The 16,103-nt window shown below is 67.5% G+C and carries 12 protein-coding genes; 6 read left to right on the plus strand and 6 right to left on the minus strand.

The window, feature by feature from the left end; genetic code table 11:
• Positions 1-1,668: bifunctional DedA family/phosphatase PAP2 family protein (locus tag ACN0T5_RS14265; protein WP_417769274.1), on the minus strand; the 1,668-nt coding region annotated here is incomplete at its 3' end.
• Positions 1,669-1,890: 222 nt separating this feature from the next.
• Here ACN0T5_RS14265 and pap point away from each other — a divergent pair.
• On the plus strand, positions 1,891-3,423 hold the full coding sequence (gene pap / locus ACN0T5_RS14270) for a polyphosphate:AMP phosphotransferase (protein WP_417769275.1): 1,533 nt from the start codon (positions 1,891-1,893) through the stop codon (positions 3,421-3,423).
• A gap of 18 nt (positions 3,424-3,441) precedes the next feature.
• On the opposite strand, the gene ACN0T5_RS14275 is transcribed toward pap, so the two are convergent.
• Entirely contained in the window at positions 3,442-4,314 is an 873-nt protein-coding gene (locus ACN0T5_RS14275; protein ID WP_417769276.1) for a helix-turn-helix domain-containing protein, read from the minus strand.
• A gap of 140 nt (positions 4,315-4,454) precedes the next feature.
• Between ACN0T5_RS14275 and pobA the strand changes: the two genes are divergently transcribed.
• From pobA to ACN0T5_RS14295, 4 genes are all read left to right on the plus strand, one after another.
• Complete coding sequence (gene pobA, locus ACN0T5_RS14280; protein ID WP_417769277.1) at positions 4,455-5,678, plus strand: 4-hydroxybenzoate 3-monooxygenase; 1,224 nt, start codon at positions 4,455-4,457, stop codon at positions 5,676-5,678.
• Between the two features lie 278 nt (positions 5,679-5,956).
• Positions 5,957-7,246 carry an amidohydrolase family protein gene (locus tag ACN0T5_RS14285; protein WP_417769278.1) on the plus strand — a complete coding sequence of 430 codons (1,290 nt, stop codon included), beginning with the start codon at positions 5,957-5,959 and terminating at the stop codon, positions 7,244-7,246.
• A gap of 175 nt (positions 7,247-7,421) precedes the next feature.
• The gene (locus ACN0T5_RS14290) at positions 7,422-8,936 is read left to right on the plus strand and encodes a cytochrome P450 (protein ID WP_417769279.1); all 1,515 of its coding nucleotides are present in this window, start codon (positions 7,422-7,424) and stop codon (positions 8,934-8,936) included.
• 80 nt (positions 8,937-9,016) lie between these two features.
• Positions 9,017-9,955: a lysophospholipid acyltransferase family protein gene (locus ACN0T5_RS14295; RefSeq protein WP_417769280.1), complete on the plus strand. Its 939-nt coding sequence runs from the start codon at positions 9,017-9,019 to the stop codon at positions 9,953-9,955.
• On the opposite strand, the gene ACN0T5_RS14300 is transcribed toward ACN0T5_RS14295, so the two are convergent.
• From ACN0T5_RS14300 to ACN0T5_RS14310, 3 genes are all read right to left on the minus strand, one after another.
• Positions 9,949-11,271, minus strand: coding sequence for a TRAP transporter large permease (locus tag ACN0T5_RS14300; protein WP_417769281.1), 1,323 nt, complete (start codon positions 11,269-11,271; stop codon positions 9,949-9,951). The two genes, ACN0T5_RS14295 and ACN0T5_RS14300, sit on opposite strands and share 7 nt — an antisense overlap.
• 6 nt (positions 11,272-11,277) lie before the next feature.
• On the minus strand, positions 11,278-11,802 hold the full coding sequence (locus ACN0T5_RS14305) for a TRAP transporter small permease (RefSeq protein ID WP_417769282.1): 525 nt from the start codon (positions 11,800-11,802) through the stop codon (positions 11,278-11,280).
• Between the two features lie 117 nt (positions 11,803-11,919).
• The gene (locus ACN0T5_RS14310; protein WP_417769283.1) at positions 11,920-12,957 is read right to left on the minus strand and encodes a TRAP transporter substrate-binding protein; all 1,038 of its coding nucleotides are present in this window, start codon (positions 12,955-12,957) and stop codon (positions 11,920-11,922) included.
• 241 nt (positions 12,958-13,198) lie between these two features.
• On the opposite strand from ACN0T5_RS14310, the gene ACN0T5_RS14315 reads away from it, so the two are divergent.
• Positions 13,199-14,905 (plus strand): sulfatase-like hydrolase/transferase, encoded by a 1,707-nt coding sequence (locus ACN0T5_RS14315; protein ID WP_417769284.1) that lies wholly within the window; start codon positions 13,199-13,201, stop codon positions 14,903-14,905.
• On the opposite strand, the gene nagA is transcribed toward ACN0T5_RS14315, so the two are convergent.
• The gene (gene nagA, locus ACN0T5_RS14320) at positions 14,866-16,065 is read right to left on the minus strand and encodes an N-acetylglucosamine-6-phosphate deacetylase (RefSeq protein WP_417769285.1); all 1,200 of its coding nucleotides are present in this window, start codon (positions 16,063-16,065) and stop codon (positions 14,866-14,868) included. The genes ACN0T5_RS14315 and nagA overlap by 40 nt on opposite strands.
• Positions 16,066-16,103 lie beyond the last annotated feature (38 nt).

Raw genomic sequence — 16,103 nt, forward strand, 5'->3', positions numbered from 1 at the left:
TGCCGTCTGTCCGGTCAGGAAGCCGGCAAATGTCGTCAGCGCCCAGCCCTGTGCCGGCTGGTAGCCGGCCGGCGCCAGCGCCGCGGCCAGCGCCTCCGGATCGCCGCCCCATTGCAGGATCAGCGGTTCCTCGCGCTCGCCATTGAGCTCGATGCGGTGCGAGGGCAATTGCCTCCAGCCGTCGGCAAGCCAGTCGCCCGCCGACATCGACACCACCGGCGTCGTCGGCCGGTACATCGCCGTCGTCTGGTCGAAATTGCGCATGACATGCAGGCCGCCGACGGCCGCCAGCGTGACGCAGGAAAGTGCCGCCAGGGCCCAGCGTCCGATCTTCTCGTTGTGGATCGAGCCGAAGACGAAGGCGAAGGCGGCCACCATCGCCGTGCCGAAAGCCAGTCCGCCCACCACGTCGCTCATCCAGTGGGCGCCGAGATAGATGCGCGAGAAGGCGACGCCGCCGATCAGCGGCACCGCGAGCGAGAACACGCCGGCCTTGGTCAGGGGCGAACGGTCATGGGCGACGAGCACCGCGATGATGCCGTAAAGCACCGTCGTCAGGGTGGCGTGGCCGGAGGGGAAGGACAGCGCGTCGGCGCCGGAATAGATGTCGATCGGCCGCTCCCGATGGAACAGCAGCTTGAACAGCGGCACGAACACGGCCGCTCCGGCGATTGCGATGAGCAGGCCGCTCGCCCGCCGCCAGGCCCGCCGCGCGAAGAGATAGGCGACCACCACCGCGGCGACGCAGGCAGTGACGACGCCGTCTCCCAGCATCGTCAGGAAGGTCATGATGTCGTCGCCGACGGGGGTCCGCAGGTCGTGGAACAGGTTGCGGATCGCCGTGTCGGCGCGGTTGAGGCCGTTGTCGGGCGAGATCGCCGCGGCCAGCGCGACGAAGAGCGGCACCGTGACGATGATCGCCAGCGCCGAGAGGATCATGCCGGCCGAGCGCGGGTGGCTCGGGTCGAGCGCACGGGCCAGCCACTTGGCCGCCCGGTATTCGCGTCGCGCCAGCCAGTCGACGGTGCGCAGCCGGCTGCCCGCATAAAGCGGCAGCACGATCAGGATCATCCAGCGCGCGATCATCACGGCGAGGAACAGCAGCACCATGAAGACGCCGAGCATCGTCGCCAGCCGGCCGCTGATCTCGCCGAGCGCGCTGAACGCGGTGCCGGCGATGACGCCGGGCCCCAGGTGAACGATGCTCCAGGCGATCGCCGAGGTGACGTTGATGAAGGTGAAACGCCCTGCCGGCATGCCGACCATGCCGGCGATGCCGGGCACGATCGCCTTCACGCCCGGCACGAAGCGGCCGATGAAGACGCTCTTGCCGCCATGACGCAGGAAATAGGCTTCGCCCCGGTCGACCAGCGTCCGGTAGCGGTTGAACGGCCAGACCGCCTTGATCCGGTCCCTGTAGAAATGGCCGATCCAGTAGGAGATGGCATCGCCCGCGATGGCGCCGAGCACCGTCCAGATGAAGATCGGCCACGGGTCGAGCTTGCCCAGCCCGACCAGCGTTCCGGCCCCCACCAGCACCACGGTCGAGGGGACGACCATGCCGATGATGAACAGCGCCTCGCCCATGGCGATCAGGAACACGACGGCATTGGCAAGTGTCGGGTGCTCGCCGATAAAGGCGACGAGCTGGTTGAGAAGGTCGGTCACGGGTCGCTGCTCGGCATCTTGGCAAAATCGCTGAAAGGCGGCGCGGCCACCGGAATGAAACGATGCCCAATGGGGCGGGGCCCGCTACATGTACGCGCTGCTGGGCGCTCCGCCAATCCTTGGCCGCGCCGTTTTCTTCGTCGCCATGCGGGTTTGGCGTGTTTCGCGATTGCACCCGCCGGCGCGACGCGCCACCCTTGGCCTCCCGTTTTCCGGAAAAAGGTGTCCGTTTTCATGTTCCAGTCGGCCTCGCTTCCCGTCGATCTGTCGCGTGCCGATTTCGACGCGCTCGAACCGGCCCTGCGCACCGAGCTTCTCGCTGCCCAGCGCAAGGTTATCGAGACGAAGCCCTTCTCCGTCGTCATCGTCGTGGCGGGCATTGACGGCGCCGGCAAGAACAAGGCGATCGCCCGCCTGCATGAATGGCTCGACGTGCGCTATGTCACCTGCAACGCCTATGACGCGGAGACCGACGTCGAGCGTGAGCGGCCGGACATGTGGCGCTACTGGCGCGACCTGCCGGCGCTGGGCGAGATGTCCGTTGTCGTCTGCTCCTGGTACAACGCACCCATGCGCGACTTCGTGCTCGGCCGGATCGACGAGGCGGAGTTCGAGCTTGCGCTGACCCGCATCGGCCGGTTCGAGGACCTGCTGGCGCAGGAGAACGTGCTGGTGCTGAAGTTCTGGTTCTCTCTCGACCCGAAAGTGCAGAAGGAACGTCTCAAGGGACTGGGCAAGAAGGCTCGCGCCCGCCACATCCTGGCCGAGTGGACGGATATCGGACGGGCCGAACAGGCCCGCGCGGTGTTTGAACGTGCGGCGCTGGTGACCTCGACGCCGGCAGCCCCCTGGATCGTCATTCCGAGCGAGGACCCGCATGCCCCCGACCCCGCCGCCGGACGCTGCGTCGAGATGGCGCTGAGCCGCAGGCCCGAGACGGTCGAGGCGCTCGCCGCCCCGCCCGCTGCCGCCCCGCCCGCTGCCGCCCCGCCTGCCGCTGTCCTTCCCGCCGTCGCCACCGGTGTCGCCGCCGGTGTCGGGCGGCGCAGCGCGGTGGAGGCGATCGACCTCGCCAGCCGCATCTCGAAGAACCGCTATCGGGCTGAACTCGACCACTGGCAGGGAGAGCTTGCCCACCTCGTGACGAAGAAGAAGTTCCGCAAGATGTCGCTGGTCGTTGCCTTCGAGGGCAATGACGCGGCCGGCAAGGGCGGTGCGATTCGCCGGATGACGCATCCGCTCGATCCGCGCCGCTATCGGGTGCACCGGATCGCGGCGCCGGGCGAGGAGGCGCGCGCGCGTCCCTATCTCTGGCGGTTCTGGCGCCGCCTGCCGCAACTCGGCCACGCTGCGGTCTTCGACCGCTCCTGGTACGGGCGGGTGCTGGTCGAGCGGGTCGAGGGGTTCTGTTCGCAAGACGACTGGATGCGGGCCTACAACGAGATCAACGAGTTCGAGGCCGAGATGCACGATGCCGGCACGCTGGTCGTCAAGTTCTGGCTGGCGATCAGCAAGCAGGAACAGCTCGCCCGGTTCAAGGAGCGCCAGGAAACGCCCTACAAGCAGTTCAAGATCACCGACGACGACTGGCGCAACCGGCTGAAATGGGACGACTACGCCCGGGCGGCCGGCGACATGATCGACCGCACCTCGACGAGCTACGCGCCGTGGCATCTTGTCCCGGCCGAGGACAAGCGTTTCGCCCGTGTCGAGGTCCTGCGCACCCTGGTCGAGCGGTTGAAGGCGGCATTGTAGGGGAGCGCCCCCGGCCTCTCACCCGGCGCCGGAGGTGAACCTGCGGCGGAAGTCGCGCGGCGAGACGCCCGTCCGCGACGAGAACACCCGCGAGAAGTAGCCCGGATCGGAAAATCCGAGCCGGTAGGCGACCCCGGCGACGCCCGCCTGCGTATAGGCGAGCAGCCGCTGCGCCTCCAGCATCTGCCGCTCGCGGATCAGCGCCGAAGCCGGCTTTCCGAGCGCCTCGCGGCAGGCACGCGACAGGTGCGGCGGCGTTACCGACAGGGCCGCCGCATAGGCGCCCACCGCATGCCACTCGCCGTGGTGCCTGTCGAGCAGGCCCTGGAAGCGCTCCGCCAGCCGCGCCGGGGCGCCGCCCCCCGCTGCCGCCGTGCCCGGCGCGGCGTCCAGCTGCCGCAGGGCCCAGACGAAGGTGAGGGTGGCAAGCGCCGCCAGCGCCTCGCCCCGGTTGGCCCTCCGCCCGCCATGCTCGGCCAGCAGTGCTTCCAGTTCGGCCGGGACCGTGCGCGCCGTCCCCACCTGCAGCCGCGTCAGCCGGCGGTCCGGGTCGACACGCGTCCGGATCGGCTCGAACACCGTGTCGGGCAGTGTCAGGACCGAGCCCTGCGTGCCCGCGAGGAAGCGGAAACCGTGTGTCGCTCCGGCCGGCATGTTGATCAGGCTGGCGTCGTGGAGCTCGCTCTCGCCGCCTTCATGGAACAGGACGCCGCCGCCGCGCTCGATCCAGAACAACTGGTGCAGGGACGGGTGGCGATGGGAGGCGATGCGCCAGCGCCGCGGCCCGCTGCGCACCGAAAGACGTTCGATATGCAGCGTATCGGGAAAACCGGAAGCGGCCGGTTCCCCGTAAAGACTGTAGTCGGGAGCAGGGTCGAATGTTCGATTCATCCATGTAATGGAACGAATTGTTCATTCCCTTGTCCAGTCCCTTCCGGCAGGATTTGCAGGAAATGTGGCCATGTCGCCGTGCCTTGCGCCGCGATGTCGGCCAACGACACCCGTGACGCATTCAGGATGACGCGCAGCCCATGACCGAAGGCCCCTCCGGTTCCCTCTCTGCAGGTGCCAGTGCCGTTCCGGCCCGCACGCAGGTGCTCGTCATCGGCGGTGGCCCCGCCGGGCTGCTGCTCTCCCAGCTCCTGCATCGCGCCGGCGTCGACAATGTCGTGCTCGAGCGTCGCTCGCGCGCCTATGTTCTGTCGCGCATCCGCGCCGGGGTGCTGGAGCAGGGCACGGTCGATCTCCTGCGGCAGGCCGGGGTTGGCGCCCGCATGGATCGCAAGGGACTGGTCCATGACGGTGTCGAGATCTCCTTTCACAACCGTCGTCTGCGCCTCGACCTTGCCGGTCTTGCCGGCGGCAGGACGGTGACGGTCTATGGCCAGACCGAGGTCACGGCCGATCTCTATGCCGCGCGCGATGCGATGGGCGGCACCGTCCTGCACGAGGCGGAGGACGTCGCCCTGCACGATCTTGAAAGCGCGAGCCCTTTCGCGACCTTCACGCTTGACGGCGAGACGCACCGCATCGACTGCGACTTCATCGCCGGTTGCGACGGATTCCACGGCGTTTCGCGCCGCTCGATCCCGGAGGACCGGCTGAAGCTCTTCGAGCTCGTCTATCCCTTTGGCTGGCTCGGCATCCTTGCCGATGTGCCGCCGGTCAGCGACGAGTTGATCTATGCGAGCCACGAGAAGGGCTTTGCCCTGTGCTCGATGCGTTCCTCCACCCGCAGCCGCTACTACATCCAGTGCCCGCTCGACGAGAAGGTCGGGGACTGGTCCGACGACCGTTTCTGGGAGGCGCTTGCCGGCCACCTGCCGGCCGATGTCGCCGCCCGTCTCGTCACCGGCCCGTCGATCGAGAAGAGCATCGCCCCCTTGCGCTCCTTCGTCGCCGAGCCGATGCGCCACGGCCGACTGTTCCTTGCCGGCGATGCCGCCCATATCGTGCCGCCGACCGGCGCCAAGGGGCTCAATCTGGCGGTTTCCGACGTCCACTACCTGTTCGAAGGGCTGGTCGCCCATTATGCCGCGGGCGACGACCAGGCGCTCGAGCGCTATTCGGAACGTGCCCTTGCCCGTGTCTGGAAGGCCGAGCGCTTTTCCTGGTGGATGACCTCGACCCTCCACAGTTTCCCTGAAACAGGTCCTTTCGGCGCACGCATGCAGCGGGCCGAGTTCGACTATCTCGCCACCTCGCGGGCAGCGCAGGCCGCCTTTGCCGAGAACTATGCCGGCCTGCCCTACTGAGGCGAGGCGGCATTTTTTCGCAGGACACGCCTTTCGCTTCGCGGCCGGCTGCCCGTGTCCCCGCCCGCCCGTGTCCCCGCCCGCCTTGCCGCCCGCCATGCGGGCGCCGCTGCACGCGGTCGCCCGTGTCGCCGGGTGGCTGCCTGCCGAAACGGCCGGCTTTCGCTCGTGATCAAGGCGCGCGCTTGAAACGCGGGCGGTTGCAGCCGAAACTGCCTCCTCGCCGCCCGGCTCCCGATCCTGCTCCTGCTCTCAGCCCCGATTTCCGGAAAACCGCCATGTCCCTCGACCTTCTCGTCAAGAACGCGACCCTGCCCGACGGGCGCAAGAACATCGACATCGCCTGCGAGCGCGGCCGCATCGTCGCGCTCCAGCCCGGCATCGAAGCCGAGGCCGGCCGGGTGGTCGAGGCGGCCGGCCGTCTGGTCTCGCCGCCCTTCGTCGACAGCCATTTCCACATGGATGCGACGTTGTCCCTCGGTCTGCCGCGCATGAACGAGAGCGGCACGCTGCTGGAGGGCATTGCACTGTGGGGCGAGTTGAAGCCGCTGCTCACGGTCGAGGCAGTGATCGGGCGGGCGCTTGCCTATTGCGACCTCGCGGTCAGCCAGGGCCTGCTCGCGATTCGCTCCCATGTCGATGTCTGCGACGACCGGCTGACCGGTGTCGAGGCGCTGCTTCAGGTGCGCGAACAGGTGGCTCCGTATCTCGACCTGCAGCTTGTCGCCTTCCCCCAGGACGGGCTTTACCGTTCGGCGAATGCGGAGCAGAATCTCCTTCGGGCGCTCGACATGGGCGTCGATGTTGTGGGCGGCATCCCCCATTTCGAACGCACCATGGAGGACGGCGCCCGTTCTGTGCGCGCGCTCTGCGAGATCGCGGCCGAACGCGGCCTGATGGTCGACCTGCATTGCGACGAGAGCGACGATCCGCTGTCGCGCCATATCGAGACGCTGGCTTTCGAGACGCAGCGCCTCGGCCTTTCGGGCCGCGTCGCCGGCTCGCATCTCACCTCCATGCATTCCATGGACAATTACTATGTCTCCAAGCTGCTGCCGCTGATCGCCGAGGCCGGCGTTCACGCGATTGCCAATCCGCTCATCAACATCACCCTGCAGGGCCGCCACGACACATACCCCAAGCGCCGCGGCCAGACCCGGGTGCCGGAGATGCGCGCCCATGGCATCAATGTCGCCTTCGGCCACGACTGCGTCATGGACCCCTGGTATTCGATGGGCTCCGGCGACATGCTCGAGGTCGCCTCGATGGGCCTGCATGTCGCCCAGATGATGAGCCGCGAGGACATGCGTTACGCCTTCGACTGCGTCACGACCCATCCGGCGAAGGCGATGGGGCTGGAAGGCTACGGGCTGGAAAAGGGCTGCAGGGCCGATTTCGTCCTGCTGCAGGCGGCGGACACGATCGAGGCGATCCGCCTGCGCGCCCGCCGTCTCGCCGTGGTGCGGGCGGGCAAGGTCATTGCCGAGAGCGATCCCGCCATCACCCGTCTTTCCCTTGACGGGCGTCCGGCGGAGGTCGATCCGGCCTCCTACGCGCCGAAGGGGTGAAGGCGCGTCGGACTGGTGCAATATCGATAAAAAATTCGACAATTTTTCGAAAATTCCTGTCCCGAATTGTCGAAGTTGCACCGGCTTCAGCTGAAATTTTGCCCAAGGTCGGGCTTGGAGGGAGGCCCTGTCCGGGCGATAAAGCCCCATCTGCCACGCGCGCCGGATGAGAACCATGGATGAACCGACTGGGACGAATGCCAAGGCGCCGGGTGCGGGGCAGGAGGGGCTGTGCCCGGTTCGCTCCGGGTCTGTGCCCGCGGCCGCCGGCGGTGCGGCGGACGCTATCCTCGTCGCCGAAGGGCCGCCGCCGGTCGCCGGTGACGGCTATGTGCCGCCCTATCCGTTCCGCCATGTAAAGGCGGTGCCGGTCTACCGGCTGCTCGGCCTTGCCCGTCGCAGCTTTCTCTCGGTCTGGCCGGCTTCCGCCTTCGCCAGGCCCTGGCTGAAGATCGCGGTTCTGCGCAAGCAGATCTTCGTCTGCAACAGCCCGGAAACGGTGCAGGAGGCTTTCGTCCGCAAGCACGAGAGCTTCCAGCGCAAGAGCGCCCAGATGCGCCACGCGCTCGAGCCGCTGCTCGGCGACGGTCTGTTCATCTCCGACGGCGAGACCTGGCGCCGCCGCCGCCAGGTGGTCGCCCCCATCATCCATGCCTCGAAGGTGCGCGACTTTTTCCCGGTGATGGCGGAAACGGTCGCGGAGCGGCGCGATGCCTGGGCGGCCGCCGGCGAGAACGCGTCTGTCGATGCCTTGCAGGAAATGGCACATCTGACCGCGGAAATCATCTGCCGCACCATCTTCGGCAGCGCGCTCGGGCGCGACTACGCCGCCGAGGTGGTCGAGAGCTTTTCCGACTACCAGCGCCATATCGACCAGATCGACCTTCTCTCCCTGCTCGGCCTGCCGGACTGGCTGCCGCGCCTGCGCGGCCGGGCGATCCGCCGCTCGGTGGCGCGCATCGACAAGGTGCTGGACGAGGTCATCTCGCGCTATCAGCTGAAAAGCCGCGACGGCGAGACCTCGGTGATCGGCGGGTTGCTCGATGCCCGCGACGAGGACGGCCGTCCGCTCTCCCGCGAGGCGATCCGCAACGAGGCGGCGGTGATCTTCATGGCCGGCCACGAGACGACGGCCAACACGCTCGCCTGGGCCTGGTTCCTGTTGTCGCAGGCGCCCGCCGCGCGCCGTGCCCTGCACGCGGAGCTCGACACGGTGCTCGGCGGCAGGTCGCCGGAATTCGACGACATCGCCCGCCTGCCCTATACCCGTGCGGTCATCGAGGAGACCCTGCGGCTCTACCCGCCCGTGCCGATCCTTGCCCGCGAGGCGCTGGCCGATGAGACGGTTGGCGGCATGGCGACGCCGAAGGGCTCGATCGTCATGGTCGTCCCCTGGTTGCTGCATCGCAATCCCGAGCTCTGGCAACGGCCCGATCATTTCGAGCCGGAGCGGTTTCTCGGCGGTGCCCGAGGCGGCCAGTCGAAATTCGCCTATGTTCCCTTCGCCATCGGCCCGCGCATCTGTGCAGGTCTCGCCTTTGGCATGACCGAATCGATCCTGTCGCTCGCGCTTCTCGCCCAGGCCTTCGACCTGAAGCTCGAGGAGGGCGTCGACATCCAGCCGGTCTGCCGGCTGACGTTGCGGCCCGGCGACAGGTTGCCGATGCGGCTCGTCCCGCGTTCCTTGTGAGTGCGGTTCGCGGCCGTCGCCGCATCCCGCCCCTGCCCTTCGAAGAGACCCGGGCACCGGCCGTCCCGGCACACTCTCCCTTGCACCGCTTGCGGACGTGGCCGCGCGATCTCCTCAAGCAGGCCTTGCACGAGATCCTGCGCCGGTTGCCGGTCGGTTTCGCGCCGCGCCTCGGGCGGGCGCTGGCGCCTGTCGTGCAGCGAATGAATGCCGGCCGGATCTACGCCCGCCGCATCGCCTGGAACCTTGACCGGCTGCATGCGGGCGGCCCCTTGTCCGCTACGGCGCATGCCGCGGCGCTGGCCCGGTGGTGGAAGGGGGTCGGTGCGGTCTTTGCCGAGTACGCGACGCTGGAGCGGCTCGGGGAGGCCGGCCGGCTGGAGATCGAGGATCCCGCCGGTGTCGCGGCTGTCGCTGCAAGGCTTCCCCGCGATGGCCCGGTGGTCTTTGCCTGCATTCACCTGGGGCCTTTCGAGCTCTGCTTCGAGACGATCCTCAACGGACTTGGCCGCGAGGCTGTCGGCACCTGGCAGCCGGAACCGTCAAATGCGTCCAACGCGATTCTCGCAAGGCTCAGGGCGCGCTACGGGCTGTTCGCCTTCCCGCCGGGACAGCGCTCGGCCCGCCACCTGCACCGGATGGTGGTCGCAGAGGGTTTTGACGCGATTCTCTTCGTCGATGAAGTGTGCGACCGGCAGATCCACCTCCCCGCCTTCGGCCGGGCGTTGCCGACGCGCGGCAATGCTGTCACCGCGGTCAAGCTGGCGCTGAAAACCGGCGCACCGCTCGTGCCGGTCCATGTCCTGCGAACCGGGACGGCCCGCTATCGGTTCGTCATTGGCGCGCCGCTTGCCATCCACCGGGACGGTTCCGAAAGCCTTGCGGTTTCAGATGGCGTTGCCGCGCTCGACCGGTATTTCGACCCGCTTGTGCGCACCCATGTCGAACAGTGGTACATGCTGCCCGAATTGCGCCTGCCGGGCTTTGTCCCTCGGTCCGGGCAGGGGACGTCTCAGTAGAGCAATCGCACCAGGAACAGTGTCAGTCCGGGGAAGAGCACGAGGATCGCCACCCGCACGATGTCGCTGGCGATGAACGGCACCACGCCCCTGAAGGTCTGCGACAGCGGCACGTCGGGCGCCATCGAGTTGATGACGAAGAGGTTCATGCCGACCGGAGGCGTGATCAGCCCGACCTCCACGACGATCAGCACGATGATGCCGAACCACAGGGCGAACTCTTCGGGCGGCAGGCCGAAATCGAGCACCGAGACGATCGGGAAGAAGATCGGGATGGTCAAGAGGATCATCGACAGCGAATCCATGATGCAGCCGAAAATCAGGTAACAGACCAGGATCAGCACCAGCACTGTCCAGGGATTGAGACCGAGATCGACGACGAAGGCTGCCGACTGCTGGGGCAGTTGCGAGAACGCGAGGAAGCCGTTGTAGACGCTGGCCCCGAGCACGATGAAGAAGATCATGCCGGTGGCGCTGGCGGTCGACAGGAAAGACTCCACCAGCCCCTTGCGGTCGAGCCCGCCATTGAGAAGGGCGACGATGCCGGTGCCGGCGGCGCCCACGGCCGCCCCTTCCGTCGGCGTGAAGATGCCCGAATAGATCCCGCCGATGACCACGATGAAGATGATCAGGACGGGCCACACGGCAACCAGGGCCGCACCCCGTTCCGCCCAGCTCGCTTTTTCCTGGCTGCCGGCGCTGTCGGGCCGGAAGCGGACATAGAGCGACACGGTCAGCATGTAGCCGGCTGCCGCCAGGATGCCCGGAATGAACGCTGCCATGAACAGCTTGGCAATGTTCTGCTCCGTCAGGATCGCATAGATGACGAGCACCACGGAGGGCGGAATGAGGATGCCGAGCGTGCCTCCGGCGGCAAGGCAGGCGGTCGACAGCGCGCCGGAATAGCCGCAGCGGCGCATTTCGGGAAGCGCCACCTGGCCCATGGTCGCGGCGGTGGCGAGCGAGGACCCGCAGATCGCGCCGAAACCGCCGCAGGCGGCGACCGCGGCCATGGCGACGCCGCCGCGCCGGTGCCCCACCAGCGTCTCCGCCGCCTTGAACAGGGCGCGCGACATGCCGCCGCGCGTGGCGAACTGGCCCATCAGCAGGAACAGCGGCACGATCGACAGGGAATAGTTGGAAAAAGTACTGTAAACCAGTGACTTGAGCTGCGCCAGGATCGGCACGGTCGAGCCGGTGACGAGGCTCGTGCCGGCCACGCCGACGAGGAACATCGCCAGACCGATCGGCAGACGGGCGAAGATCAGCGCCAGCAGGACCGGGATCGACCACAGCCCGTATTCGAGTGACGTCACGTCTGGCTACTCCTGGCGCGGCGCGGCGCTCGGCCGGGCAAGGGTTTCATCGAGGCTGCGCCAGACCGTATAAGCGCTGACAAGGATCGCGAAGACGGCACCGGCCATGGCTGCCGCATAGGGCCACCACAGCGGGAACTGAAGGATGAACGTGGTCTCGCCATAGGCCTTCTTGTCGAGAAGACCGAGCCACAACCGCCAGCAGATGAGCGCGCAGACCCCGGTCATCAGGATGTTGGAAACGACGTCGATCGCCGCGTTGGCGCGTGGTCCGAAGCGCACGAGGAAGAGATCGACCGTCACATGGCCGCGCTTCAGCTGGCACCAGGGCAGGAAGGCGAAGATGGCAAAGGCCGTTCCGGCCTCGACCAGCTCGTAATCGCCGGGAATCGGGCCGAGACCGGCCCAGTTGAGGGCTCTGCCGGAAATCGAGACCACCGTGGTGGCCGTCAGTGCGACAAGCACGGCGCCGCCCGCGATGGCAAGGGCGGCGGCAAGCCGCTCGAGCATGCGTTCGATGGAGTGACGCACGTGGTCTGCCTCATCCCTGCGTTCGGCCGGCGGCCCGGTCCGGAAAAGCCGGCCCGCGATGACACGGGCCGGCGGCGACTGTCGCGGACGGGTGCCTGTCCCGACTGCTTTACTGTCTTACTTGCCAGCCTCGGCGGCGACAAGCGCACGCGAATCCTCGACCAGCGCGGCGCCGTCGACGCCCTTGCCGTTCATCTCGATGATCCACTCGGCGACGATCGGGTCAGCCGCCGCCTTCCAGCGGGAGGTCTCCGCCGGATCGAGTGTGATGATCTTGTTGCCGCTGGCTTCTGCCTTTGCCCGGCCGATCTTGTCGACCTCGTCCATCGCACGGCCGAACATGCCGGCTGTCTCGATGCCGGAATTGGCGTCGATGATCGCCTTCAGGTCATCGGGCAGCTTGTCATAGCTCGCCTGGTTCATGGCGAAGACGAAGGTTGCGGTGTAGAGGCCTCGCACATCGTCGAAGCCGGTATGGGTGTTGACCAGTTCGGTCAGCTTCAGCGGCAGCGTCACCTCCCAGGGGACCACGGCGCCGTCGATGACCCCCTTGGAGATCGCCTCGGGAACCGCCGGCACCGGCATGCCGATGGCGGTCGCGCCGAGCTTTTCCAGGAGCTTGGTGACGATGCGCGTCGGACCGCGCAGCTTCAGCCCGTTCATGTCCTCCAGACTGGCAACGCCCTCGCCCTTCACATGCAGAAAGCCGGGCCCGTGCACATGCAGGGCGATCGGCTTCACGCCTTCGAACTCGTCCATGGCATGTTTGGTGACGAAGGCATGAAAGGCGCGCGAGGTGGCCTCGCCGCCGGCACCCAGAAACGGCAGCTCGAAGGCCTCGGTCTTGGGGAAGCGGCCCGGCGTATAGCCGAGCACGGTCCAGACGATGTCGACGACGCCGTCCTTGGCCTGGTCGAAGAGCGAGGGCGGGGCGCCGCCGAGCTGCATCGAGGGATAGTGCTCGACCTTGATGCGTCCGCCCGACTGGGTCTCGACAGCTTCGATCCACGGCGTGATCGCCTTGGCCGGGATGGCCGCCTGCATCGGCAGCATCTGGTGCACGCGCAAGGTCACATCCTGCGCCTGTGCCGACATGCCGGTGGCAGCGGCGATGGCGGTCGCGGCCACCATCGTCGTCATGAATTTACCGATCATCGTGTCTCCTCCCAGGACTTCGGACCCGTGCCCGTCGATGGGACACCGGGACGGGATCCCGAATAGGGAAGGATGGGCCATGCAAATGGTAATGTAAAATGAGATTTGAGCGGCTTTGTATAACCGGACGTTGGGGAATTCTGGCTCTGCAATGTGTTTCGCGCTTGCCGGAGAAGCCCGCAGGCCGGATCAATTACCGCCCGTGAAGTACCCGTCACCTGCATCCGAGAAAGCCGCCGCCGTGCCGAGACATCCCCGCAACATTCTCTTCGTCATGTATGACCAGTTGCGCTTCGACTATCTCGGTTGCGCGGGGCATCCGCGTCTGGCCACGCCGAATTTCGACCGGCTGGCGGCGATGGGGGTCCGTTTCACGAACGCCTATGTCCAGTCGCCGATCTGCGGTGCCTCCCGGATGAGCTTCTACACCGGCCGCTACGTGCACTCGCACGGAGCTGCCTGGAACAACTATCCGCTGAAAGTCGGCGAAATGACGCTTGGAGATCATCTCCGGGAGCGGGGCATGGACGCGGTGCTGATCGGCAAGACGCACATGAAGGTCGACGGCGCCGGTCTCGATCGTCTTGGTATCTCGAGGGAGGGCATCATCGGCGCGCGGATCGCCGAATGCGGCTTCGACGCGCATGTGCGCGATGACGGGCTGTGGGCGGAAGGCCCGGACGGTCCCTATGACGCCAAGCCGTCGCCCTATAACGACTTCCTGCGCGCAAAAGGATATGCGCCGCGCAATCCCTGGCACGATCACGCCAATTCCGGCCTGTCGGAGGAGCTCGATGCGGACGGGCTTGGTGCCGTCGGGAGCGGCTGGCTGATGCGCAACGCGGTTGAGCCGGCCAACATCCGCGAGGAGGACAGCGAGACGCCCTGGCTGACCGACCGGGCGCTGGAGTTCCTGAAAACCCGTGCAGCAAGCCGCCGCGCCGTGCCCTGGCTCTGCCACCTGTCCTATATCAAGCCGCACTGGCCCTACATCGTGCCGGCGCCTTATCACGCCATGTACGGGCCGGAAGACGTGCAACCTGCCCTGCGCGATCCGCGCGAGCGCGAGGACCCGAACCCGGTCTACGCCGCCTTCATGGCCTCGCGCGTCTCGCGCAGTTTCGCCCGCGACGAGGTTCGCGAGGCGGCGATCCCCGCCTATATGGGGCTGGTCCGGCAATGCGATGACCACTTCGGGCGGCTGCTCGACCATCTTGAGGCGACCGGTGCACTCGAGGAGACGATGATCGTCGTTACCTCGGACCACGGCGACTATCTCGGCGATCACTGGATGGGCGAGAAGGACCTCTTCCACGAGCCTTCGGTGAAGGTGCCGCTGATCGTCTACGACCCTTCGGATGCCGCAGACGGGACGCGCGGCACGACCTGCAACGCGCTGGTCGAGGCGATCGACCTGGCCGCGACCTTCGTCGAGGTCGCGGATGGCGGCACCCGGGACTTCCCCTCGCACGTTCTCGAGGGCCGCTCGCTCCGTCCCTTCCTGCATGGCAAGACGCCCGGGGAATGGCGGAGCGCGGTGATCAGCGAATACGACTATTCCTGCACGCCGATCGCCGACCGGCTGGGTGTTTCCGTTGAGGATGCGCGCCTTTTCATGGTCTTCGACGGGCGCTTCAAGCTGATTCACGCGGAAGGCGGCCTGCCGCCCATGCTGTTCGACCTGAAGAACGACCCGGAGGAATTCACCGACCTTGGTCGTGATCCCGCCCATGCCGGCGAGGTCGTCCGGTTGCGCGCCCTGCTCTCCGACTGGGCGCTGAGGGTCAGCCAGCGGACCACCGTTTCGGATGCCGCCATCCTTGCAAGGCGGGGCGGGGCAGGCGGCAATACCGGCGTGCTGATCGGCGCCTATGACGAGGCAGATGTTTCGGCGCAGGAACTTGCCGTCTATTCGGGCCGCGCGCCGCGCGTGTCCGGCAAGGGATAGAGCCGGCTGCCGCCGATCCAGGTGGCGCGGGGCCGGAGGTCGTCATCGAGTTCGACGAGATCCGCGTCGTGTCCGGGTGCGAGACGCCCCTTGCGATCTGCCATGCCGACGGCCTCGGCCGGATGGAGCGAAGCCATGCGCAAAGCCTCGTCGAGCGCGATGCCAAGCCGCGTCACCAGACGCGCGACCGAGGCGGCCATGTCGATATCCGCGCCGGCAAGTGTCCCGTCGGCAAGCGTCAATCGCCCGATGCCATCCGCCCCCCGCTGGCGGGTGATTTCGCGTCCGTTGAGGGTGAAGGAAGGGGCGTCGGTCCCGAGCGGCGCCATCGCGTCGGTGACAAGGAAGACCCTCCCCGGCCCGGCCTTGGCCCGGAGCGCAAGCGCGGCGACCGGGTCGGCGACATGGATGCCGTCGGCGATCAGCCCGGCGGAGAGGCCGGGCAGGGCGAGCGCGGCGCCGGCAAGGCCCGGGGCGCGGTGACCCAGCGGGCTCATCGCGTTGAAAAGATGGGTGACGAGCCGCGCGCCGGCCCGTGCATAGACGGACGCAGTCTCGAAATCGCAGTCGCTGTGACCGAGGCTGATCTGGATTCCGGCCTGCGCAAGCCGGTGGACCTGTTCCGGCGTGACGCTCTCCGGGGCCAGCGTCACCATGAGCACGGGCAGCAGGCGGGCCGCGTCGAGGAGCGCATCGAGATCCGCCTCCTCCATCACCCGGATCAGGCGCGCGTCGTGAGCGCCCTTGCGCGCGAGCGAAAGATGCGGACCTTCCAGATGCAGCCCGAGGCATCCGGGAACGGCGCGGCTCGCTCCGGTCGCGGCGCGGATCGCCCGCGCGGTGATTTCCGGCGTGTCGGTGATCAGGGTCGGCAACATCGCGGTGGTGCCGAAGGCGCGATGCGCCCCGGCGATACGGGCGATGCTGTCATGGTCGGGGGCGTCGTTGAACTGGCAGCCGCCGCCGCCATTGACCTGCAGGTCGATGAAGCCGGGCGCGAGGATCCGGCCGCGCGCCTCGACCAGGCGGGCGGATGCGGGCACTTCGCCGCGCGGCACGATGCCGGCGACATGGGCCCCCTCGACCAGCACCGCGGCATCGTCATGCCAGCGTTCCGCGTCGAAGATCCGCGCGGCGGCAAGGGCTGTGAGTTCGGTCATCCGCGCTGCAATCCTCCGGGCGGTCTGCTGAAGACGGC

Source organism: Stappia sp., assembly GCF_048261845.1.
Classification (GTDB): Bacteria; Pseudomonadota; Alphaproteobacteria; order Rhizobiales; family Stappiaceae; genus Stappia.

Coding starts and splice junctions, on each gene's coding strand:
- ACN0T5_RS14275 (WP_417769276.1), bottom strand. CDS start 4,314: ATGAATCGAACATTCGACCCTGCTCCCGACTACAGTCTTTACGGGGAA.
- pobA (WP_417769277.1), top strand. CDS start 4,455: ATGACCGAAGGCCCCTCCGGTTCCCTCTCTGCAGGTGCCAGTGCCGTT.
- ACN0T5_RS14285 (WP_417769278.1), top strand. CDS start 5,957: ATGTCCCTCGACCTTCTCGTCAAGAACGCGACCCTGCCCGACGGGCGC.
- ACN0T5_RS14290 (WP_417769279.1), top strand. CDS start 7,422: ATGGATGAACCGACTGGGACGAATGCCAAGGCGCCGGGTGCGGGGCAG.
- ACN0T5_RS14310 (WP_417769283.1), bottom strand. CDS start 12,957: ATGATCGGTAAATTCATGACGACGATGGTGGCCGCGACCGCCATCGCC.
- nagA (WP_417769285.1), bottom strand. CDS start 16,065: ATGACCGAACTCACAGCCCTTGCCGCCGCGCGGATCTTCGACGCGGAA.